The following is a 20226-nucleotide window of genomic DNA, read 5'->3' as shown; positions in this document are numbered from 1 at the left end:
GATTCATATTATTGATTTATCATGTATATCTTTTTCTGTGCTCGAGCACAGTTATAGAGTATCAGAGCGGCATAGAGTTGTCAAGTCCAAATTGACAGAATTTCTATAAAATGTTTGTCAAACAGGAAAAAAGAACGTATAATGTGGCAAACGGGGAGGGAGTTTATGATCACCATCAAACAGATCGCCGAGCTGTGCGGCGTCTCGCGCGGCACAGTGGATCGCGTCATCAACGGGCGCGGCAACGTCAAGGAGGAAAAACGCGCGCAGATCCTCAAGACCATGGCAGAGTTCGGCTACCGTCCAAATCCTGCGGCACGCGCGCTCGTCTCACAGAAACAATGCCCCGTCGCGGGCATCGTCATCGCGGCGAGCGAAATACAATTCTTCTCCCCCATCATCACTGCCCTGCGCAAAGCCGCCGATTACTACGGCCGTTTCGGGCTCGAAACGCAGTTTCACCTCCTCACAGGGTACAGTGTCCGGGAACAATGCGATGCGATTGCCGCTCTGCGTGTGGCGGGCGCGGAGGCGCTGATCATCAACCCCATCAACGACCCGGAGGTCATCTCCGCGCTCGAGGAAGCCATCGCCGACGGCATCTTCGTCGTCTCGCTCAACAACGACTTTGAGACGCGGCAGCCGCACATCTATGTCGGCTGCGATTACGAAGCGGGCGGGCGCACGGCGGCGGCGCTCCTGCGCAAAATTTGCAGGGGGAGCATCAACGCGGGCGTCAGTTACAGCGGCGAGCGGATGCTCGGGCATCTCCGGCGCGTCGAAGGGTTCCGCAGCCGCCTCGCCATGGAGGAGAGCTGCAGCGTCGTCGCCGTCGAGGAGGACTCCGACGACGACATCCACGCCTACGAGGAAACGCTCCGCATGATCGACGAACACCCCGAGATGAACGCCTTTTTCATCGCAACCTCAGGCGGCGCTCACGGCGTCTGCCAAGCATTCGTCAAGCGCAGGCGCACACAGGATGTCACCATCGTCACCTTTGACACCATCCCCGCCATCGAGCGCTCCCTGCGTGCCGGCATCATCGACGCCGCCATTTATCAGCACCCGCGCAGGCAGGGCGAGATCGCCATGCAGCTCACCTACGACCGCCTCATCAGCGGCATCGCTCCCTCACGCGAACGCTATATCATGCAGAACGAAATCCGCATCATCGAAAATTTTTAACTGCCGATATGAAAAGAAGCTGCTGCACGTTCATGTGCAACAGCTCCTTTTCGTATCGGATGAAATCGAAGTAAGCCCATTTTTGCATTCAAATCTGCGGCATACGCCCCCGCAGCATCGGCAAAAGCAGAAGTGCGATGACGCTGTTGACAATGCCCTCGACAATCAATCCCGGCGTCGAAGTGAGCGCCGCTATGAGACCATCGTAGAGCACCGCGCCGACAAGCGTATAAGCAAACGCCATCCACAGGCTCGAGAGCAGCAGCGCCGTCACGATTCTCCCTTGCCCTATTGCACGCCCCTGCGGTGCAATGCGATAGACAATCTCCGCCATGCCGTATTTGATCACAATCGTCGGCACAGCCCAAAGGGCAAACCCGCCAAGCAGATCCGCGAGCGCTGAGCCAAGACATGCGGCGATGAGTGCGGGGCGGCGCGGCACAAGGAGCGCCAACAGGAAGATCACCGCATCGCCGAGATGCGCATAGCCGAGCGGGATCGGGATATGAGGCACAAATGTTGCAATAAAAACAAGCGCTGTCATAAGTCCCGTAAAGACAATTTCACGTGTGGAAAAACTGCTATACAAAATATCATGCTCCTCTGTTCATCTTACAGAATATAACATAGCACATGCGGGATTAAAATACAATGTATCATCTGTAAGCACAGCAAAACAAATGACCTCCGTCGCTCAAATATGGTGAAGGAGGTCATTTTTGATATATCGTTACGAAAGGATACGCACGATCCGCGTCAGCGAATCCGACCAGAGCAGGATGCCGAGGAGGATGAGCACGACGCCCGCGGCGCGCTGAATCTTTGGCAGATATTGGTAGAACGCTCTCAGTTTGACGATGTGGCGCCGCCAAATGACCGCGAGCAGGAAGAACGGCACTGCAAAGCCGAGACTGTAGACGAAGAGCAGGAGCGCACCCGCGCCGACTGTGGCGGTGTCACCCGCATAGAGGAGGATCGTGCCGAGCACAGGACCCGTGCAGGGCGTCCATCCGAGTGTGAAGCCGCAGCCGAGAAGGAACGCGCCGCCGATGCCGTCAAATCCACGCCGCTGGAACGGGCGGTATTCTCTGAGCAGCAGTGGAATGCGCACCCACCCCGTCATAAAGAATCCCATGATGATGATGAGCACCGCCGCCCCCTGCCGCAGAATGTCCTGATAGGAGAAGAGCCACGATCCAATGAGTGAAGCGGTCGCACCAAGGAGGACAAAGACGAGGGTAAATCCCGCGAGAAATGCCGTCGTATTTGCATAGAGACGCCGCGCTTCTCCGCCGTCCTGCTTGCTGTTCTGCGCAAGGATGAGCGAGAACGTCGGCAAGAGCGGCAAAACGCAGGGAGAGACAAAAGAGAGTACACCCGCAAGGAACGCCCCGCCAAGCATGGTGACGGTCATAGACTCCCCCTTTCCGCGTACGCAGGATCAAAGAGCCGCTTAGAGGTGGTTAATGACATCTTCAAGCTGCTCCTTTGTCACGCCGCCCGTACGGCGATAGACTACCTTGCCCTCGGCATTCACGACAACGGTCGTCGGGATGGCACGAACCCCGTAGAGCGTCGCTGCCTCGCCCTTTGCATCAAGGAGAACGGGCAGCTCCACCCCGCGGTCGGAGAGGAATTTCTGTACAGGCGCAGCTTCTTCCTGCAAGTTCACCGCATAGAAATCCACCTGATCCTTATGCGCGGCATAGAACGCGGCGATGTCCGGAATCTCTGCCTGACAGGGCGGACACCATGTCGCCCAGAAATTGATGACGTAGGGCTTTCCGTTCGCCTTGACGGTGACATCCTCGCCCGCTGGATTCTTCAGCGTGAAGGTCGGCGCGACATCTCCCGTCAGCCCCTTACCCGCAGGTTCCTGTGACTGATGCTGTGCGCTCGCGGTCTGTCCCGCCGCCGCACCGCTGTCGCTGTTCCCGCAGCCGACGAAGAGAGAGAGCGAGAGGAGTCCCGCAAATGCTGCCATATATGTTCGTTTCATAGGATTTCCTTTCATATTTATACATCGAGATTACCAAGTTCATACTGCACGACGGTCAGCGCTGCGATCGCCGCGGTCTCCGCACGCAGGATCAAATGCCCGAGCGATACGGGCTGCGCCCCTGCCGCCGTCAGCCGCGCCGCCTCGGCGGGTGAAAATCCGCCCTCGGCGCCGACGATGAGGACGACGCGCGCACTCGTCACAGTCCGAAGAACGGCGCGCATCGACTGCATCCGCTCTCCCTCATAGCAGAAAATTACCGTCGTATCCACGCCGCCAAAAATCTCTGCATCCCCAAGTATGCTGTCGATAGAGCCGACAGGGGCAACGTGCATGAGCAACAGGCGCCCACACTGTTTTGCCGCCTCGTCTGCGATCTTTTGCCAGCGTGCGGTCTTTGCTGCTGCCTTCTTGGCATCGTAGCGCACGACGACGTGCTCGGTCACGATCGGGTGGAGCGCCGCCGCGCCCAGCTCCACCGCCTTTTGCACAACAAAGTCCGTCTTCTCCCCTTTGAGAAGAGCCTGCACGAGGATGACCTCCGCGCGGGCGGGGGCATCGTCCTCCACATACGAATCGAGCCGCAGCGTCACGGCATCCCGTGCAACCGCCGTGACCGTCATGCGCGCGGCGCGTCCGTCCGTGCCCGCGACGACGTGTACAGCACCGAGCTGCGCGCGCATCACGCGCGCGAGATGATGCGCATCGCCGCCCGTAATACGGATTTCGGGTGTGAGTTCCCCCGGGTAAAACAGCCGGCGCATTATTCGAAGACTTCCTCCTTGCGGCGCATGATCATCGCCGCCCACTCTTTATCACAGGTCATGTCAAGCACGGTAAAGCCGTGCTGTTCTGCGGCACGCTCCACATCACCGATACGGTCGTCGATGATACCCGACGCAAGGAATGTACCTCCGGGGGCAAGGAATTCGTCAAGTCCATCGAGCAAGCGGATGACAACGTACGCAATGATATTCGCCATAATGAGACCGGCAGGCTCCATACCGCGGCAGATAGCGAGCAAATCGCTCTCCATCGCGACGACATGCCCCCGCACGTCATTCTGTACGATATTCTGCTCCGCGACACGCACAGCCACCGGATCGCAGTCCATCGCGAGAACTTCCCCGGCACCGAGTTTTGCCGCGGCAATGGCAAGGATCCCCGAACCACATCCCACATCATAGACGCGCGTCCCCGGGACGACGAGATGTTCCAATGCGCGCAGACACATTGCGGTCGTTGCATGAGCACCGGTACCGAACGCCGCGCCGGGATCGAGATCAATGACGATTTCATCGTCTTTTGCCGTATATTCTTCCCATGTAGGACGCACGACAATGCGCTGCCCGATTTTCTCCGTATGAACGTATTCCTTCCAGGTCTCCGCCCAGTCCTCATCCGCCATAAACGTATGCGAAATCGTCCCGGCACCGACGCGCACGGCGCTCTCCTGCAGCGCCGCGACACGCTGTGCGAGCGTACGCAGGCGCTCCTGGAGATGCGCATCATCCGGCAGATAGGCGGATACGGTCACGGTGTCCGTGTCCTCGGCGCGCGGCAGGTCGGTGTAGTCCCAGAGCCCGGCATCAATGTACTCATTGACCAGCGACGGATCGTCGAGCTCCACGCCTCCCGCGCCGAGCTCGAGCAGAATATTCCCGATCAAATCCGCAGCTTCATGCGTCGTCACTACACTTACTTTTGCCCAGCGCATATCGACTCCTCCTATTCCCGGTTCCGCAATCCACACTTCTCCGGTGGGAAATAGCTGCGTTTATTATACATGATATAGGCGGGAAAAGCGATTAGAATATTCTTTTTTTAGCGCCCGCAAGCTGCCTCCTCTGAAAAAGAGCTGCCGCGCGCCAAAGGCGTACGACAGCTCTCAGTCAAAAGCCGGGCGTTTCTTAGATCGCAGCCTGCCACAGACCGTGGAGGTTGCAGTAAGCAAGTACCTTCACCGGGGCATCGCCGTCCGCAAGGCGGAATGTCACCTCCGGCGCATCCGACGGCGTGAGGTTCACGCGCTGCTCACCGCGCTTGGTGACAAGCAGAACCCAGTCGATGAGATGCGCATCCGTCATTGGATGTGCCACCGAACCGACACTCACATGCACTTCGTTCTTCGCGGCATCATAGGTCGCGACCGGCACATGCTTCTCGTGTGCGGCATCCACCGTGTTCGGCGTCAGTTCCTTCAGCTCCGTGCCGCAGCACGTCAGCTCATGCGCTTCATCCCCATAGACCTCAACGACATGCGCGTTGTGCGCAAGATAAAATTTTGACATAAAAAGCCCTCCTATCGCGGAAGCTCCCATAGCGGTCGAGCTTCCCAAAAGTAAATACACAGCAAAGATAAAGGCGGGACGGTATAAACGTCATCTATATTGCCTTTCACGAATAATAATTCTCCATAAAAAGGAAATATCCTTCTTTTGCCGTAAAAATAATTTATCTTTTATTTTTGTTTTCGTTGTCCTCAACAGGCACATGTACGCCGATAAAATCCTGCACAAGATAGCGCGGGCGCCGTTTGACTTCCAAATAGATTTTTGCGACGTACTCACCGATGACTCCAATTGAGAGGAGAATGAGGCCGCCGAGAAACCACAGCGAGACGACGAGACTCGTCCAGCCGACGATAGTCTCGCCGATGAAGTGGCGGAAGATCGACCACAGGAGGATCAAGCCGCTCACAAAGGAGATGAACATGCCCATCTGCGCGATGAGCCGGATGGGGCGCGCCGAGAGCGACGTCACCCCTTCCCACGCGAACGATGCCATGCGCCGCCACGGGTATTTCGATTCCCCCGCGCGCCGCGGGGCGCGGCTATAGTAAACGACATCGTGCGCGAGCCCGATCATCGGCACGAGACCGCGCAGGAAGAGATTGACCTCCGGATACGCTGCGAGTGCATCGAGCGCGCGCCGATCCATCAGGCGAAAATCCGCATGGTTGAACACGATGTCCGCGCCGAGACCGCGCATGACGCGGTAGAAGCTCTCCGCCGTGAACCGCTTGAAGAACGTGTCCGTCTCTCTGCTCGCGCGCACACCATAGACAATATTCGCACCCGCAGCGTATTTTCAATCATGCCATCAACGGCATCCACATCGTCCTGCAGATCCGCATCCATGCTGACGGTCACGTCGGCATAGGGACGCACGGTCATGAGCCCTGCGAGAAGCGCATTCTGATGCCCCTCGTTGTGTGCGAGGTTGATGCCCGTGCACAGTTTATTATTCTCCGTCCACGCGGTGATGCGCTGCCACGTCCCGTCCCTGCTGCCGTCGTTGACAAACACGACACGGCTATGCGCACTGATACTGCCGCACGCAATCAGCGCGGAAAGTTTTTCCGTAAGAACATGTGCCGTATCGTCGAGCACTTCCTGCTCGTTGTAGCAGGGAACGACGAGATAGAGTACGGGCGGCTTCATGACCGATCGTCCTTATAGACAGAGAGTCCGTCGCGGCTCTCTACGAGCGTCCAATGATCCGCGCCAAGCTCTTTTTTCATCTTTTGATACATATAGTCGCGCATGATGATGTACTTCGGACGCCCGTCCTCGCGCAGCGCCGCAAGAGATTCCACACGGTTCGTATCCGCCTCGATGCCCGGAATATCCGTATAGAGCATCACCCCGGGGCGCAGCTGCTTGTCGATGTAGAGCACACGCCCCTCTGCCTCGGCAGAATCACGATATTCCTGCGCATAGCGGAGGGCGAGTTCCTTGACGCTGAAATGCCCGGAAACCGCGGGGATCATCACGCCAAACGCGAGGATCATCGTCAAAACGCCCGCCGCGGCGTGCAGCCACGCCGCGAGGAGAAGCCGATGTGAGGCAGTGATAGAGTAGACGATCGCCGCCCCAAGAACGAGCGTAAGCACGCCGAGCCAAAGCCCGCCCTCCGCGAGTTCCGCCATGCTGTCTCCGCTCATCAGCCACCCAAGGCCGAGCACAAGGAACATGAGCGCACTCCCGCCCGCCCATGCAAAATGCGTCCCGCGCCAATCCTCCATCATACGTGCAAGGTTCCACGCAATGATCGTCGAGAGCGCGGGCGTCAGAAGCAGCATATAGGAGACCTGCTTCGTCTGCGCAATAGAGAAGAATACGAGGACGAAAATCCACCACACTTGGAAAAAGGAAAGAAGCTGTGCCTCCTCGCCAAAGCTGCGATAGAATGCATTTCGAACCGACTGCACGAGCAGTCCCGTCCACGGGAAAAAACCGAGAATGATGACAGGCAGATAAAACCACCAATGTGCGCGCACGGGATGCAGCGGCGCAGTGAATCGGCTGACATTATGAAAGCCGATGAACTCGTTGACGAACGCCATGCCGTGTACCGCATACATATAGCCGTACCACGGCAGCCCGACCGCAACGACAAGCAGCAGACCGCGCACAACATGCATCCGCAGGAACTCTTCAAGCCGATGAGTCAGGAGAAGATAGAAAAATATAATCGCGCCCGGAAATACAACGCCGATGGGGCCCTTCGTCATAACGGCAAAGCCGCAGGCAATATACATGAACCAATAATGCCGATGGATAAAGCTAAAGAGCGCCGCCGTCACGAAAAAGAGCAGCGTCGTATCGGTCACGGATGCCTTCCCCATATATATGAGCATGACACTCGTCCCCATGACGATCCCCGACCAAAAGCCCGTACGCGCGCCAAAGAGCCGCGCCGATGCCAGCGCCGTCATGAGGACGGAGCCGATCGCCATGAGCGCGGCGGGCAGGCGCGCCGCTGTTTCGCTGAAGCCGCCGAAAATTTTGAACGAAGCGGCGACCATCCAGTAGAAGATCGGCGGTTTATCATACCAATACTCATTGTAGATGCGCGGTGACAGATAGTCGCCGAACCGGATCATCTCCTTTGCCGTCTCCGCATAGACCGGTTCGTCCGGGTCAAGCAGCGGCGTCGCACCGATACCGTAGAGAATTTGGAACGAAACGATCGCGAGCAGCAAGAGATAAACCGGCCAGGCAAGTGTTTTATCATCATTCATGCAAATGCGCACCTCACAAAACAGTAATTTTCCTGCATTGTACCATAAACGCCCCGCCCGAAGAAAGCCCCGCGCACAAAAAAGCCGCACCTCTAGGCGAATGTGCGGCCGTTGGGTCAGAGCAGCTGCTGCGCGCAGTCAATATCGGTGATGAGTACATTGATGAATCCGCCGCGGATCGCACCGCGCACCGCTTCCGTCTTTTGACTGCCGCCCGCAGCGCCCACGCGCCGCGGGATTTTTTTCAGCGTATCGAGCGGGATGCCCGCAACGCGCTCGTTGAAGGCACGAAAGGGCGCCGTGTCGCCGTCTTTGTTAAAGTAGCGCAGCGCTATATCTCCTACCGCGCCGTGTGCCGTAAAGTCGTCGAGCATCGTGCCGTCCACATAGCCCGTCTGCAGGATGGTCGAGTCATCGACGGAAGGGACGCCGATCCCCATGAGCACAATGTCAAGACGCTCGTAGAGCCGCGTCACATTGCGGATCGTGCGCTCCTCAAGGAACCCCTCGAGCACCTCGCGGCGCGAGAACACAGCGGGCGAGAAGAACTGCACGCAGTCGCCCGCAAACCGGTCGGCGAACTCCTGCGCCAGATAGTTCGAGTGAATATCGAGGCGACTCTCCGCCACCCCGCCGACAAGAGGGACAAAAGTCGCCCTGATGGCGCTGCGGATGAAGTAATCCGACCGTACGATCTGCTGCATGGTAAAGCCCATCGTAATGCCGACAAGATCGCCGTCCGCGAGGATGCGCGCAAGATACTCGAGCGCGGCGCTGCCAACCTCCGAGCGCGCAGCCTCCCCGGGCGTCGAGACAGGGGCGGACGGGACAACGATAACCTCCTGCAAACCGTATTTCTGCTCCAGGTCACGCTCCATACGCCCATAGGCGATGTTGTCCGGATTTTGTATCTCGATGCGGACGATACCGCGTTCCTTGCCGATGCTCAACATACGCGAGACGGTCGGGCGCGATATGCCGAGCGTCTCGCAGATCTCCTTCTGTCCGAGGCCGTCGAGATAGTAGAGACTGCAGCATTTGAATATGAGACGTACATCGTCAATAATCTTCTTCACAAGCCCCTCCTTTCATAACCGAAGCGCATAGAAATTATTGCAAGATTTATTCTTAATGTTGACATTTTTTCTATCAAACTGTGTGAAAAAGGGGCTGTCCGTGCGCCAGCCCCCGGAATATCTTAAAAAAGATCAGTAAACCTCGATGGTCGCGCCCATTTTGAAATCCGCAGTCGTGAGCGGCGTATCCCCCGTGAGCATAATGCAGCCGGGGCGCTCCGGCTCCGTACCACCCTTGAACGAGAGCGTGCAGTGACCGATCTGCCGCAGCGTGTGCAGCGCCTCTTCGCCGACCGCGGTGATGTCGAACGCCTTGTCACAGATGATCATCGTATCGCCGACCGCCGGATCTTCATTATAGTTCGCGGTCGTATGCAGGACGGAAAACTCCGCCAGCTCCGCTGGCGCGTTATTGTCAAAGATAACAATGAAATTGGCGCTCGGATCGTCAAGGAAGTGCAGTGCCTCTTCGCCCCAGCTCGTGATTTCGCAGTAGAATTTCATGACCGCTTCCTCCTCTTTATGCCCGTTTCTCCTCACGGCGCGTCATATAGAGATAGATTTTCTCCGTGACGATGCCGCGGATCAGGATGACGACAACACCGACGAGGAAATAGCGCACGGCGAGATCGCCGAGCGGCAGTCCGAGCATTGTGATGCCCGACGCGATCCCCATGTAGACGAAGAGTTCGCCGCCGTTCGCATGTGGGAAGAGCCCCGTCACAGGATGGACGAAGCTGACCGCCGCATCATAGTACGCGGGTTTATATCTCTGCTCAACAAAATTGCCGAACGTGTAGCACATGGGATTGCCGAGGAAGAGCACGGCAAGCACGGGGAGCACCGTATAGCGCGTGATGATGTTCTCCGTCGCACGCTGCGCCACGCCGTTCACGCGATCCTCGCCGATGAGCTTGATGACCGAATTGACCGCCGTCATCATGATGACGAGCAGAGGAATGATGCCCGTGACCCACGAGGTGAACGTCGCCGCACCCGCGCGGAAGAGTTCCATAAAGCCGTTGGCTGCCGCCGCAATGAGTTCCATATCCATGCCCCCCTTTAGTAAAGTCCAATACTCGCCGCATAGGCGATGAGCACCGCCAGCGGTCCCGTGATCACGCGCGAATAGAGTACGGCGGGAACGCCCAGCTCGATGGTCTCGGGATCCGCCTCGCCGAGACTCAGCCCCACGGGGACAAAGTCTGCGCCGACCTGCGCGTTGATGGCAAAGAGCGCGGGGAGCGCATACTGCGGCGGGATATTTCCCATGCCGATCTGCGCGCCGAGCAGCGTGCCGACGACCTGCGCGATGACTGCGCCCGGGCCCAGCACCGGGGAGATGAACGGGATCGCGCAGATGAGCGAGATGACGAGCATCCCCGGGAGCGTGCTCGCCAGCGGGGAGATGGTCGTTGCAATGACATTGCCGAGCCCCGACACACTGATGATGCCGAGAATCATCGAGACGAACGCCATGAACGGCAGGATGCTCTTAATCGTGATGTCGATGGTCTCGCGCCCCGCCGCGTAGAATTTATTGACCACGCCGCCGATGCCGATGCCGAGCCGCGTGACGAAATTCTTGTCGCGGCTGCCCTGCAGGCGGGCGACCTCCGCCTTTGCCTGCTCTTTGGTCTTTGGCACGTAGTCCGACGCCGCGCGTACGGCGGCGGCCTCCGCCTCGTCCGCATAAGAAAGACAGGATGCATCCACCGCCGAGACGTAAAGCTCCTTCGTAATAAACTGCGCCAAAGGACCCATCTTACCGACGGGCAGGAGGTTCGCCGTCAAAATCCCCTTCTTCGGATAGACGCCGCAGCGCGCCGTGCCGCCGCAGTCCACAACGGCGAGCAGGATTTCCTCATCCGGCACGCCCGCGCGGAACCCGTCCACCGCTTCGCATCCCGTCATTTCGGCAATCTTCGCCGCCACAGGATGAATACCGCCGCCTGTAATACTGACGATCTTATTGCGCGTCTCGGTCGGCACGAGGACGAGAGGGCCGCCCCAGCCGCCGTTGCCGGCAACGATCTTCACGGATTTGAACATACGCCTTCCTCCTAATCATCAATAAATTCTATAAATTTTCGCTGTCATGTGTCGGCACCGTTTTTCTGCTGCACGCCGCCAAGCCGAGCAATCAGCGCGTCAAGCGCCGCGATATGCCCCTTGTAATGCGCTCGCCTCTTATCCGGCAGCGCAGCGTACTCCGCATGTAAATCATAGATCGTCCGTCCCGTGATCCCTTCGATCGGGCGAAAACGGCTGAGGATGGTCATCCCCTGCATCATGCGCCCATCCAGAATCTCACCGTCGGAATTGCAGGCGATGATCACGATGTTCGAGGGGCCGAGCTTTCGGCGGCGCGAGCCGATGCCGACGTTGCCCAGCTTGTGCATCTCGCGCACGGCACGCTTGTACTCCTTGACCTGCAGATGCGTTCCGACAACCTGAACAACAAAGAGCAGGAACAGTCCGCCGAGGAGCATCTCTGTCTGCAAGAAATCCCCTCCCCCTTCGGCATTTATTTTCTCTGTGATGTTTTAAATTATAGCATCGGGAAACATTTTTTACAATAAATACTTTGTTGAATTTTTGTAAATGTAAACTTCTGATTCGGACCGCCTTGTCATTTGTTCCAATACAAAAACGCTGTCGATCAAATCGACAGCGTTTTGTATGAAATTCTTCTCAGGGCTGCTTTGAGATCAGCTCGATGTAGTGCGTCAGCACCTTGCGCATGCCCTCATCCGAAGCCTTCTGCAGTTCGACCAGTGAATCCGGCTCCGCCGCCTTGATCTCCGCCATCGCACCGACGAGGAAATCTGTATAGACATTCAGCTTTGTAATCCCCTCGCGCACAGCACGGCGCAGATTCTCATCGCCCGTGCCGGAACCGCCGTGCAGAACGAGCGGAACAGGAACGGCGGCAGCGAGCTCCTGCAGGCGTTTAAAGTTCAGTTCCGGAGTTCGGCTGCCCGCATAGACACCGTGCGACGTACCGATCGATACGGCGAGAGAATCAACCCCCGTGGCCGCAGCAAAGGTCTTTGCCTCCTCCACCGTCGTGTAGACACTGTCTGTGGTCGCCCCCTCGATCCCCTCCGATGCGCCGCCCACATGACCGATCTCCGCCTCAACGCTCACGCCCTTTGCATGCGCGCAGGCGACGACTTCCCTGGTCAGGCGGATGTTCTCGTCCATGTCCTTCATCGAGGCATCCAGCATGACCGAGGTAAAACCGAGTTCGACGGCACGCTGCAGGAAGTCAAAATCCTGCCCGTGGTCGAGATGCAGAACAATCGGCGTATCGACCTTTTCCGCCCAGTACTTGCCGACGAGCGCCGCCTCCTCAAGGGAAATCAGGCCCGCATGCCCCTGTGCAAAAGAGAGCAGAATCGGGGTTTTGAGCGCATCCGCAGTCTGCACAAAGACACGCGCGGCGTTCAGTGTTAAAAAATCGGGCGCGACGATGCCGTAACGGCCTGCCTTTGCCGCATCGAGCACGGATTTTCCATCGATCAGCATGAGAATTCCCCCTTGTCTGACAACACGTTCATTGTGTGCCTATCATATTTCAGGGCAATCCTTTTGTCAATCATTTTATTTACCAGTGGTTATTCTTTTATCGTGGAACGTACACGGAAGCGACTGCGGAACGCGTCTGCCTGCGCGGTCGCATACTGTATAACACGTCCCTCGCGGTCCGTTGTCAGAATCCGCGTAACGAAGACCGGTGCCTGCTCCTCTACCTCGAGATAGAGTGCAATCTCGGGTGCGGCGTGAATGACCTCGATCGTCTTATCCTCTGCGTAGGCATGCACGCCATGTGCCTCCAACGTACGCAAAAGGCCGTTCTTCGTGAAGTCCGTGCGGACAAGCTCCGGGCAGAGTGCAAGGGGGATATAGTCGTCTGTCACTGCATAGATCTGCTCATCCACATAGCGCAGCCGCTTCAGATGAAAGACCAGCGTCTCCGCAGGGATGCCGAGCATCGCCGCAAGGTTGCCGCGCGCCGTCTCAACCACCTGCTGAAGCACCGTGCTGCGTGTCACACGCCCCTCTGCCGAGAACATCTGTGCAAGCCCAAAGCCGCGCTCGCCCGCTGCAGCGTAGTCGACGGGGATCTTCTCCCCTGTGTAGAACGAGCCGCGTCCCTGCATGCGGACAATCTTATTCTCTGCCTCAAGCAGTTCGAGCGCCTTGCGCACCGTCGGGCGGCTCACCCCCAGCTGCTGGCACAGTTCCCGTTCGCCGGGGATCGGTGAGAAATACGCCAGGTCGGCAAACTGCCGCTCCATCGCATCGCGGATTTTCTCATGCAGGCGCTGCTGCTTTCTGCTCGTCATAGATGTGCCTCCCGCTTCTTTTACTTTTGTTATAGTATTTGATTACTTATCCTTTTGTCAACACAAATACGGTTGCAATGGGATTTTACCTGTGGTAACATTTAATTATCCAATGGTAATTTTATTTTGATTAGGAGGAGTCATCATGAAGAGCAGTCTCGCGCCATTCCTCGTTGTCAATCCGAAATCCTATCTCTATGGCAAGGAGTCGCTTGCACTTGCAAAGGCTGCTGACGATGCCGCCAAAAAGACGGGGCTGAAGATCTACTTCACCTGTCCCTTCCCCGACATCCGCTATATCCGCGAGAACACAGACGCAATCATCGTCACGGCACAGGCGATGGAGAGCCTGAAACCGGGGCGCGGCATGGGGCATCTCCTTCCCGAGGCGCTCTATGACGCAGGCGCGCGCGCGACGTTCCTCAACCATGCAGAGAACCCGATGACGATGGCGGAACTCGCAAAGACCATCGCCCGCGCACGAGAGCTCGGCATCGAGACGATTGCATGCGCCGATTCGCTTGCCGAGGGCACGGCCATCGCTGCATTCCGCCCTGACATCCTCCTCTGCGAGCCGACGGATCTCATCGGGACAGGCAGGACTGCAGACGACAGCTACACGACCTCGATCGTCGCAAAGATCCGCAGCATTGATCCGACGATTGCCGTCATGATTGCCTCGGGCATTACAACGGCGGACGATGTCTACCGCGTTGTCCGCCTCGGTGCCGACGGCAGCGGCGCAACAAGCGGCATTCTGAACGCCCCCGACCCGGCGGAACGCATCATGGAGATGGCAAAGGCGATTGTACGCGCTGCCAAGGTACGTCAGGCAGAGGAAAGCGCAGCATAAGGAGAGCAGGCATGACTGTTTTTAAGAAAAAACTGACGCTCGAATCCCACGGCAAAACGCCGACCTTTATCAACATCACCGAGGAACTCCGTGCGGCCATCGCCGAGAGCGGCATCAAGGAAGGCACGGCAACGGTCATCTCACCGCACACCACCTGCGCCGTCTTCTTCGAGGAGTTCGTGCACGATGTCGACGAGACGGGCACCGAGTTCCTGCAGAACGATCTGAACACCGTCCTCGAGAAGATCATCCCCGACCAGACAGGCTGGAACCAGTACCAGTATCCGGGCGAGGAGCATTACCGCGCGGTCGAGAGCTGGCCCGATGCGGAGGCATACCTCCCGGGCGGCGACCGCACGGCACTCTGGAACTGCGATGCCCACCTCAAGGCAACCCTCATCGGCTCGTCGGAGACCTTCGAGGTCACCGATGGCAAGCTCGGCGTCGGCACCACCGGCTACTGCTACTTCGCCGACTTCGACCGCACGCGTGCGCGCACGCGCAAGTGCACAATTGTTGTGATGGGCGAATAAAATATGGGAAACTCAGAACCGTCGTATTGAGGTTGAAATACGGCGGTTTTCTGTTTGTCGTTTTAAGTTGACAAGAGAAATGGGATAGGGTATCCTAGCAATGAACAGATGACAAAATTATTATAATATAGCGATTTGATTGCCAGCAAAGAATACAGAGCGTTTATTGCATTCAAAAAAGGGATAAGTCCCTTTTTCTTTTCGCTCATTATTGATAATAATTACACCTCTCACAGATTACAGAATGGAGTTTATCTATATGGAAGCATTGGAAAAGGTCCCCCATATGCACCCGCGCACAATGGGACGGCGGTTGGCGCTGGGGCTTGGCTTCCTCGTACTCATATGCGCTCTGGTCGTGAGCGCCTCATCAGGTGCAATTGAGATCGCTCCGCACAATCTGCTGCCGACGCTTCTGGGAAACGGCACGCCGGAGGACTACCGCATTCTCTGGCACATCCGTCTGCCGCGCATCATCACGGGCGCACTGACGGGCATCAACCTCGCATTGGCCGGCTGCATTCTCCAGGGCATCCTGAAAAATCCGCTCGCTGATCCCGGCATTATCGGCGTTTCTGCGGGTGCGGGGCTTGCCGCCATGTGCATCATGATCCTGCTGCCGGCCGAGACGAAATTCGTCCCGCTCGGCGCGTTCGTCGGAGCAATGATCGCCGTTGCGCTTGTCTTTGTCCTCTCCTGGGAAAACGGCGTGCATCCGATGCGCATGGTCCTCGCAGGCGTCGCAGTCGCAGCTTTTTTCGGCGGGGCAATGACGGCGCTGATGGTTTTCTACTCCGATCGCGTGCAGGGCACGGTGAATTGGATGGCCGGAGGCTTTGCCGGGCGCAGCTGGAGTCATGCGGAAATGGTTCTCCCCTACACGCTCGTTGGCCTTGCAGGAACACTGCTCGGCAGCCGCTGGCTGAATGCGCTGCAGTTGGGCGAGGAGACGGCGCGTAGTCTCGGCGTAAACGTCCCGCGGGCCCGTCTGATCCTCCTCGTTCTTGCTGCGCTGCTTGCCGCATCCGCCGTAAGTGCCGCGGGCATGCTCGGCTTCGTCGGTCTCGTCGTCCCGCATATGGTGCGTCTCCTGACCGGCTCTGATTTTGATTGGCTGCTGCCCGTATCAGCGATCTGGGGTGCGGCGCTCGTGACCGGCGCAGATGCTGCAGCACGCGTCGCTTTCGCACCGATAGAGGTTCCGGTGGGTGTATTCATGTCCTTTTTGGGCGCACCGTTTTTTCTCTACCTGCTTAAGAAGGGCATGCGAAGGGGGTGACGATATGGAGGAACTGTTGCGGGCGCGTGGACTTTCCGTTGCGTATGGGAGCACGGAGATCATCCATTCGGTCGACGTTTCCATCCGCCGCGCGGAGATCTCCGCCATCATCGGGCCGAACGGCTCGGGCAAGTCGACGCTCCTAAAGGCCCTTGCACGCCTCTTAAAGCCGCGCAGCGGCACAGTGGAATTCCTTGGCACGGATATCTGGAGCAAGCCGGAACGGGAGGTCGCGCAGAGGATTGCCTTTCTCCCGCAAAGTGCAGAGCCGCCCGGCGACATCACCGTGCTCGAACTCGTCCGCATGGGACGCCTGCCGCATCGGAGCTTCTGGGATACATTCTCGAAAGAGGATGAAGAAATCTGCTGCGAAGCACTGGTGCGGACGGGGATGGAGTCCTTTGCCATGCGCCCGATCCGTGCACTCTCTGGCGGCGAGCGCCAGCGGGCGCGTCTTGCTATGGCACTTGCACAGCAGCCGGAGATTCTGCTCCTCGACGAGCCGACAACGTATCTTGATATTCGTCACCAACTCGCTCTGATGGAGCTTGTGGAGGATCTTCACGATGCACTCGGTCTCACTGTTGTCATGGTGCTGCACGATCTCAATCAGGCGGTGCGCCATGCGCGGCGGATCATTGCCGTCCGTGCCGGAGAGCTCCTCGCGGACGGTCCGCCGAACGAGGTCTTCACGCGCGCACTAGTGCGCGATCTCTATGGCGTGGAAAGCCGCGTCAGCGACATTGAGATCGCAGGCCGCCGCACGAAACTCTGCCTGCCGGAACGCGTCGCGGAAACGGCAGTCAACGAAGCGGCTTCATAGTTGATCATATCGCATCGGAGGTGTCTATGCGAAAAATCGGTATCATCACGGCTCTGCTCTGCCTCGCGGCAGCTGCGGCATTTCTCCTCTGGCCGCGGGCGCAGGATCCGCCGGAGCAGAAGGAGCTGACGGTGACGGACAGCACGGGGCGTACGGTTACACTGCCGTCGCATCCCGAGCGCGTCGTCATCCTCAATCCATCGAACCTCGATCTCTACGTTGCGGCGGGCGGCGCCGAGAACATCGTCGGAAAGCCGACCTCACAGACGCTCTCGGAGACGGTGAAGGAAAAGACGGCCGCGGCGGAGGAGGTCGGCATCATCCACCAGCCCGACATCGAGAAAATTCTTGCACTGCAGCCCGATCTTGTCATCGGTACAAATGTGCCGTTCCACACAGGACTTGAGGAAACGCTCAGCAATGCCGGCATTCCGCTCTATATTCAGGCGCTCGATGACGTGCCTGCCCTGCTCGGAACACTCGAGTTCTACGGCAGGCTCACGGGAAATGAGGAGACTGCCCGCACACAGGCCGCATTGATACAGGAGAAACTCGATGCCGTAAAAAAACAGGCCGAAGGCCGCACTCCACCGAAGAACCTTCTCATCTTCGGCGCGCCGGACAGCTTTAACATGGGCACATCAAAGTGCTTCACAGGCGGCCTCATCGACATGCTCGGCGGCGGCAACATCGCGGACCGGGCGGAGGGCGACGGTGCCTATCTGCCGATCTCCATGGAGTTTGTTGCACGTGAGGACCCCGCCGTGATCTTCGTCATCGTACACGGACCCGCAGAGACGCTCGAACCGAAGATGCGCCGCGATCTGCAGGAAAACGAGGCTTGGGCCGGTGTCGACGCCGTCAAAAACGGCCGCGTCTACGTCCTGCCCTACGATCTTTTCGCCGTGAACCCGGGCGTTCGCGCAGCCGACGCCCTCCAGGCGCTTGCAGACATCATGTATCCTGCACCGCAGTGAGGGGAGGAATACGCACAAAAAAATGCAGCATTTTAGGAGAGCCGAACGAGCAGCGGAGGCGCTGTGTGCGCCGTATTGGTATCCAGTGATCGGAGATGAAAAATGTTGCAAAAATACATGAAGAAAAACCTGCTTCTGACCGCCGCCGTCCTCGGTGCGATGTCTGTTCCCGCCTACGCAGCAGAGAGCACGGATCAGGCAGAGGGCAAAAATGTACAAACGAAGGACATTGTCGTTACGGCATCCCGCACAGAGCAGGAGGTCAAGGAAACGCCCAGTGCCGTTGAGGTCATCACGCGCGCCGATATTGACAAGATGGGCGCAGAGACACTCGCTCAGGCACTGAAGCTGGCCATCGGCATCGACATACAGGAGAACGCGATGGTCGGCAACCGCTCTGGCCTCCGCGGCATGAATACCAACCAGACGCTCATCCTCGTCGACGGCCGCCGTGTCCGGACAGAGAATACAAGCGAAACGATGAACTACTACGAACTCCAGCGCATCAATATGGACGACGTGGAACGCATCGAGATTGTGCGCGGCGCTGTCAGCTCCCTCTATGGCTCGGAGGCGCTTGGCGGCGTCATCAACGTCATTCGGAAGCGCCCTGCTAAGGCACAGGCTTCGCTGACACTTGACTGGACCACCCGGCAGAGCGATCAGGGCATCCGCCTCGACTCCGGAAAGGTCGGAAAATGGGCGTTCAGCACAAGCTTCAAGCATATGGATATACGTGAACGCGGAACGAATGTTACAAGCAACATGCACGGCAAAAAGTATTTCTTCAACATCGACGGCCGTATGGATGTGGCACAAAACAAATGGCTCGACGTCTTCTTCGACTATCTGAAGGAAGACCTCTATATGAAGGACTCGCTCACGCAGGGCACGAGTTATGACCACGACCGCTTTTCCACGGGTGTCAAATATTCCGGACGTGACCGCCGCGGCGACTACGAGATGCAGGCATACTACACGTATTTCGACAAGAACCAGCGCACGCGAAACCGCGCAAGCGGCAGCCTCCACAGTTTTGACGACATGACGTTCAACTCTCTCATCTTCGACGGCAGACGCTCCATGCAGATTGCAAAGGACCATTTGCTGACCGTCGGCGGCGAGTACCGCAAGGAGGATTACAAAGGCACACGCATTCGTGGAACAAAAACCAAAACACTCGAAGGCATGACGAATCAGCTTGGCGACAGCTCGATGAACTACGCCGCTCTCTATCTCCAGGACGAGTGGGTGGCAAGCCCGCGCTGGCTGCTCATCCCGTCCATTCGCTGGGACTACAACGAAATATTCGGCAGCGAGATCACGGGCAAGCTCGGTACAACGTATAAGGTGAGCAAGAACCTGCGCTTCAAGGCGAACATCGGCACTGCCTACCGCGCTCCGACAGCGAGCGAACTGTACTTTGATTGGCGGCATACACCGAATGCTCGAATGGATGTCCACATTATTGGAAATCCGAATTTGAAACCCGAGAAATCCTTCAACTTCGATATTGGCATCGAGGCTGAGCGTGGAAAAACTTCTGGAAAACTCAGTTACTTCCGCAATAAGGTGGAGGATTTGATCAACATCAATACGGTCATAACCACCCTTCCCGGATTTCCGCCGCGCCTGCTTGCAACCGGCACATATCAGAACATTGACAGCGCAACGATTCAGGGAATCGAGCTGGAGGCACGGCAGGATCTCGGCAGCGGATTTTCTCTGCGCGGTCTCTACACCTACCTTGATGCGCATGACGACAAGGCAGATATTCGGCTGGTCGGGCGTGCCCGCCACAAGGCAAGCCTCCAGCTCAGCTATGACGACCCGAGGCACGGCTGGAACGCAACGCTCTGGCAGGACTGGATCTCCGGCTACCGCTATGCGGAGCGGGTTGGAAGCGGCATGGCTGCCAGAACCATTTACAAAGACGCGTCTCTCGGACTCATGAACTTCGTCGTTACGAAGAAATTCAACGACCAGTTCAGCGCCTACCTCGGCGTCGACAACATCTTCAACAAGGAGAACGATGCCCTTGCCTACGACGGCCGCATCTGGCGCGGCGGCGTACGCATGACGTTCTAAGAAAACCAAAAACACAAAGCCTCGTACTGATT

The 20226-nt window shown here is 57.7% G+C and carries 21 protein-coding genes and 1 pseudogene; 7 read left to right on the top strand and 15 right to left on the bottom strand.

Translation table 11 applies throughout. The annotated features are described in order from the left end of the window. Positions 1-165 precede the first annotated feature (165 nt). On the top strand, positions 166-1188 hold the full coding sequence (locus HMPREF9162_RS09565) for a LacI family DNA-binding transcriptional regulator (protein ID WP_009439206.1): 1023 nt from the start codon (positions 166-168) through the stop codon (positions 1186-1188). A gap of 88 nt (positions 1189-1276) precedes the next feature. Here HMPREF9162_RS09565 and HMPREF9162_RS09560 read toward each other — a convergent pair whose 3' ends face one another. The 15 genes and pseudogenes from HMPREF9162_RS09560 to HMPREF9162_RS09490 form a co-directional block, all read right to left on the bottom strand. After that, entirely contained in the window at positions 1277-1777 is a 501-nt protein-coding gene (locus HMPREF9162_RS09560; RefSeq protein ID WP_009439194.1) for an ECF transporter S component, read from the bottom strand. 141 nt (positions 1778-1918) lie between these two features. Beyond that, complete coding sequence (locus HMPREF9162_RS09555; RefSeq protein WP_009349776.1) at positions 1919-2602, bottom strand: cytochrome c biogenesis CcdA family protein; 684 nt, start codon at positions 2600-2602, stop codon at positions 1919-1921. Between the two features lie 39 nt (positions 2603-2641). Continuing rightward, positions 2642-3187, bottom strand: coding sequence for a TlpA disulfide reductase family protein (locus tag HMPREF9162_RS09550; protein ID WP_009439141.1), 546 nt, complete (start codon positions 3185-3187; stop codon positions 2642-2644). 17 nt (positions 3188-3204) lie between these two features. After that, positions 3205-3951: a 16S rRNA (uracil(1498)-N(3))-methyltransferase gene (locus tag HMPREF9162_RS09545; RefSeq protein WP_009439235.1), complete on the bottom strand. Its 747-nt coding sequence runs from the start codon at positions 3949-3951 to the stop codon at positions 3205-3207. Continuing rightward, positions 3951-4904 carry a 50S ribosomal protein L11 methyltransferase gene (gene prmA, locus HMPREF9162_RS09540; RefSeq protein WP_009439131.1) on the bottom strand — a complete coding sequence of 318 codons (954 nt, stop codon included), beginning with the start codon at positions 4902-4904 and terminating at the stop codon, positions 3951-3953. Before prmA ends, HMPREF9162_RS09545 begins: the two co-directional genes overlap by 1 nt. Before the next feature lie 193 nt (positions 4905-5097). Continuing rightward, positions 5098-5478, bottom strand: coding sequence for a desulfoferrodoxin family protein (locus HMPREF9162_RS09535; RefSeq protein WP_009439255.1), 381 nt, complete (start codon positions 5476-5478; stop codon positions 5098-5100). A 163-nt stretch (positions 5479-5641) separates the two neighbouring features. After that, positions 5642-6630, bottom strand: a pseudogene (locus tag HMPREF9162_RS09530) (glycosyltransferase family 2 protein). Next, positions 6627-8213, bottom strand: a complete 1587-nt coding sequence (locus tag HMPREF9162_RS09525) for a glycosyltransferase family 39 protein (protein ID WP_009439217.1) — start codon at positions 8211-8213, stop codon at positions 6627-6629. The pseudogene HMPREF9162_RS09530 and the gene HMPREF9162_RS09525 overlap by 4 nt, the downstream one beginning before the upstream one ends. 116 nt (positions 8214-8329) lie before the next feature. Next, a complete protein-coding gene (locus HMPREF9162_RS09520; protein ID WP_009439230.1) occupies positions 8330-9289 on the bottom strand; it encodes a sugar-binding transcriptional regulator in 960 nt (319 codons plus the stop codon). 132 nt (positions 9290-9421) lie between these two features. Beyond that, positions 9422-9793, bottom strand: a complete 372-nt coding sequence (locus HMPREF9162_RS09515) for a PTS glucitol/sorbitol transporter subunit IIA (protein ID WP_009657355.1) — start codon at positions 9791-9793, stop codon at positions 9422-9424. Between the two features lie 16 nt (positions 9794-9809). Then, on the bottom strand, positions 9810-10337 hold the full coding sequence (locus HMPREF9162_RS09510) for a PTS glucitol/sorbitol transporter subunit IIC (RefSeq protein ID WP_037350585.1): 528 nt from the start codon (positions 10335-10337) through the stop codon (positions 9810-9812). 14 nt (positions 10338-10351) lie between these two features. After that, on the bottom strand, positions 10352-11341 hold the full coding sequence (locus HMPREF9162_RS09505) for a PTS glucitol/sorbitol transporter subunit IIB (protein ID WP_009439156.1): 990 nt from the start codon (positions 11339-11341) through the stop codon (positions 10352-10354). A 44-nt stretch (positions 11342-11385) separates the two neighbouring features. After that, positions 11386-11793: a transcriptional regulator GutM gene (locus HMPREF9162_RS09500; protein ID WP_009439268.1), complete on the bottom strand. Its 408-nt coding sequence runs from the start codon at positions 11791-11793 to the stop codon at positions 11386-11388. Positions 11794-11983: 190 nt separating this feature from the next. Continuing rightward, the gene (locus tag HMPREF9162_RS09495; protein WP_009439244.1) at positions 11984-12820 is read right to left on the bottom strand and encodes a class II fructose-bisphosphate aldolase; all 837 of its coding nucleotides are present in this window, start codon (positions 12818-12820) and stop codon (positions 11984-11986) included. An 89-nt stretch (positions 12821-12909) separates the two neighbouring features. Next, positions 12910-13641 (bottom strand): GntR family transcriptional regulator, encoded by a 732-nt coding sequence (locus tag HMPREF9162_RS09490; protein ID WP_009439144.1) that lies wholly within the window; start codon positions 13639-13641, stop codon positions 12910-12912. A 145-nt stretch (positions 13642-13786) separates the two neighbouring features. Between HMPREF9162_RS09490 and HMPREF9162_RS09485 the strand changes: the two genes are divergently transcribed. From HMPREF9162_RS09485 to HMPREF9162_RS09460, 6 genes are all read left to right on the top strand, one after another. Next, a complete protein-coding gene (locus HMPREF9162_RS09485; protein WP_009439212.1) occupies positions 13787-14494 on the top strand; it encodes a triose-phosphate isomerase in 708 nt (235 codons plus the stop codon). A gap of 11 nt (positions 14495-14505) precedes the next feature. Then, positions 14506-15027, top strand: a complete 522-nt coding sequence (locus HMPREF9162_RS09480) for a YjbQ family protein (RefSeq protein ID WP_009439155.1) — start codon at positions 14506-14508, stop codon at positions 15025-15027. A 259-nt stretch (positions 15028-15286) separates the two neighbouring features. Next, positions 15287-16306, top strand: coding sequence for an iron ABC transporter permease (locus HMPREF9162_RS09475; protein ID WP_009439223.1), 1020 nt, complete (start codon positions 15287-15289; stop codon positions 16304-16306). Positions 16307-16310: 4 nt separating this feature from the next. Beyond that, positions 16311-17129 (top strand): ABC transporter ATP-binding protein, encoded by an 819-nt coding sequence (locus tag HMPREF9162_RS09470; protein ID WP_009439181.1) that lies wholly within the window; start codon positions 16311-16313, stop codon positions 17127-17129. A 26-nt stretch (positions 17130-17155) separates the two neighbouring features. Further along, complete coding sequence (locus HMPREF9162_RS09465; protein WP_009439218.1) at positions 17156-18106, top strand: ABC transporter substrate-binding protein; 951 nt, start codon at positions 17156-17158, stop codon at positions 18104-18106. Positions 18107-18208: 102 nt separating this feature from the next. Beyond that, positions 18209-20194, top strand: a complete 1986-nt coding sequence (locus HMPREF9162_RS09460) for a TonB-dependent siderophore receptor (protein ID WP_009439151.1) — start codon at positions 18209-18211, stop codon at positions 20192-20194. Positions 20195-20226: the final 32 nt, after the last annotated feature.

Origin of the sequence: Selenomonas sp. oral taxon 137 str. F0430, from assembly GCF_000183625.1 — a bacterium.
Taxonomy (GTDB): Bacteria; Bacillota; Negativicutes; order Selenomonadales; family Selenomonadaceae; genus Centipeda; species Centipeda artemidis.
The sequence above is the reverse complement of the archived record's forward strand: the minus strand, read 5'-3'. Positions and strand labels throughout refer to the sequence as shown.

Coding starts and splice junctions, on each gene's coding strand:
- HMPREF9162_RS09505 (WP_009439156.1), bottom strand. CDS start 11,341: ATGTTCAAATCCGTGAAGATCGTTGCCGGCAACGGCGGCTGGGGCGGC.
- HMPREF9162_RS09490 (WP_009439144.1), bottom strand. CDS start 13,641: ATGACGAGCAGAAAGCAGCAGCGCCTGCATGAGAAAATCCGCGATGCG.
- HMPREF9162_RS09480 (WP_009439155.1), top strand. CDS start 14,506: ATGACTGTTTTTAAGAAAAAACTGACGCTCGAATCCCACGGCAAAACG.
- HMPREF9162_RS09535 (WP_009439255.1), bottom strand. CDS start 5,478: ATGTCAAAATTTTATCTTGCGCACAACGCGCATGTCGTTGAGGTCTAT.
- HMPREF9162_RS09470 (WP_009439181.1), top strand. CDS start 16,311: ATGGAGGAACTGTTGCGGGCGCGTGGACTTTCCGTTGCGTATGGGAGC.
- HMPREF9162_RS09510 (WP_037350585.1), bottom strand. CDS start 10,337: ATGGAACTCATTGCGGCGGCAGCCAACGGCTTTATGGAACTCTTCCGC.
- HMPREF9162_RS09565 (WP_009439206.1), top strand. CDS start 166: ATGATCACCATCAAACAGATCGCCGAGCTGTGCGGCGTCTCGCGCGGC.
- HMPREF9162_RS09525 (WP_009439217.1), bottom strand. CDS start 8,213: ATGAATGATGATAAAACACTTGCCTGGCCGGTTTATCTCTTGCTGCTC.
- HMPREF9162_RS09550 (WP_009439141.1), bottom strand. CDS start 3,187: ATGAAACGAACATATATGGCAGCATTTGCGGGACTCCTCTCGCTCTCT.
- HMPREF9162_RS09460 (WP_009439151.1), top strand. CDS start 18,209: ATGTTGCAAAAATACATGAAGAAAAACCTGCTTCTGACCGCCGCCGTC.
- HMPREF9162_RS09515 (WP_009657355.1), bottom strand. CDS start 9,793: ATGAAATTCTACTGCGAAATCACGAGCTGGGGCGAAGAGGCACTGCAC.
- HMPREF9162_RS09495 (WP_009439244.1), bottom strand. CDS start 12,820: ATGCTGATCGATGGAAAATCCGTGCTCGATGCGGCAAAGGCAGGCCGT.
- prmA (WP_009439131.1), bottom strand. CDS start 4,904: ATGCGCTGGGCAAAAGTAAGTGTAGTGACGACGCATGAAGCTGCGGAT.
- HMPREF9162_RS09485 (WP_009439212.1), top strand. CDS start 13,787: ATGAAGAGCAGTCTCGCGCCATTCCTCGTTGTCAATCCGAAATCCTAT.
- HMPREF9162_RS09545 (WP_009439235.1), bottom strand. CDS start 3,951: ATGCGCCGGCTGTTTTACCCGGGGGAACTCACACCCGAAATCCGTATT.
- HMPREF9162_RS09465 (WP_009439218.1), top strand. CDS start 17,156: ATGCGAAAAATCGGTATCATCACGGCTCTGCTCTGCCTCGCGGCAGCT.
- HMPREF9162_RS09555 (WP_009349776.1), bottom strand. CDS start 2,602: ATGACCGTCACCATGCTTGGCGGGGCGTTCCTTGCGGGTGTACTCTCT.
- HMPREF9162_RS09475 (WP_009439223.1), top strand. CDS start 15,287: ATGGAAGCATTGGAAAAGGTCCCCCATATGCACCCGCGCACAATGGGA.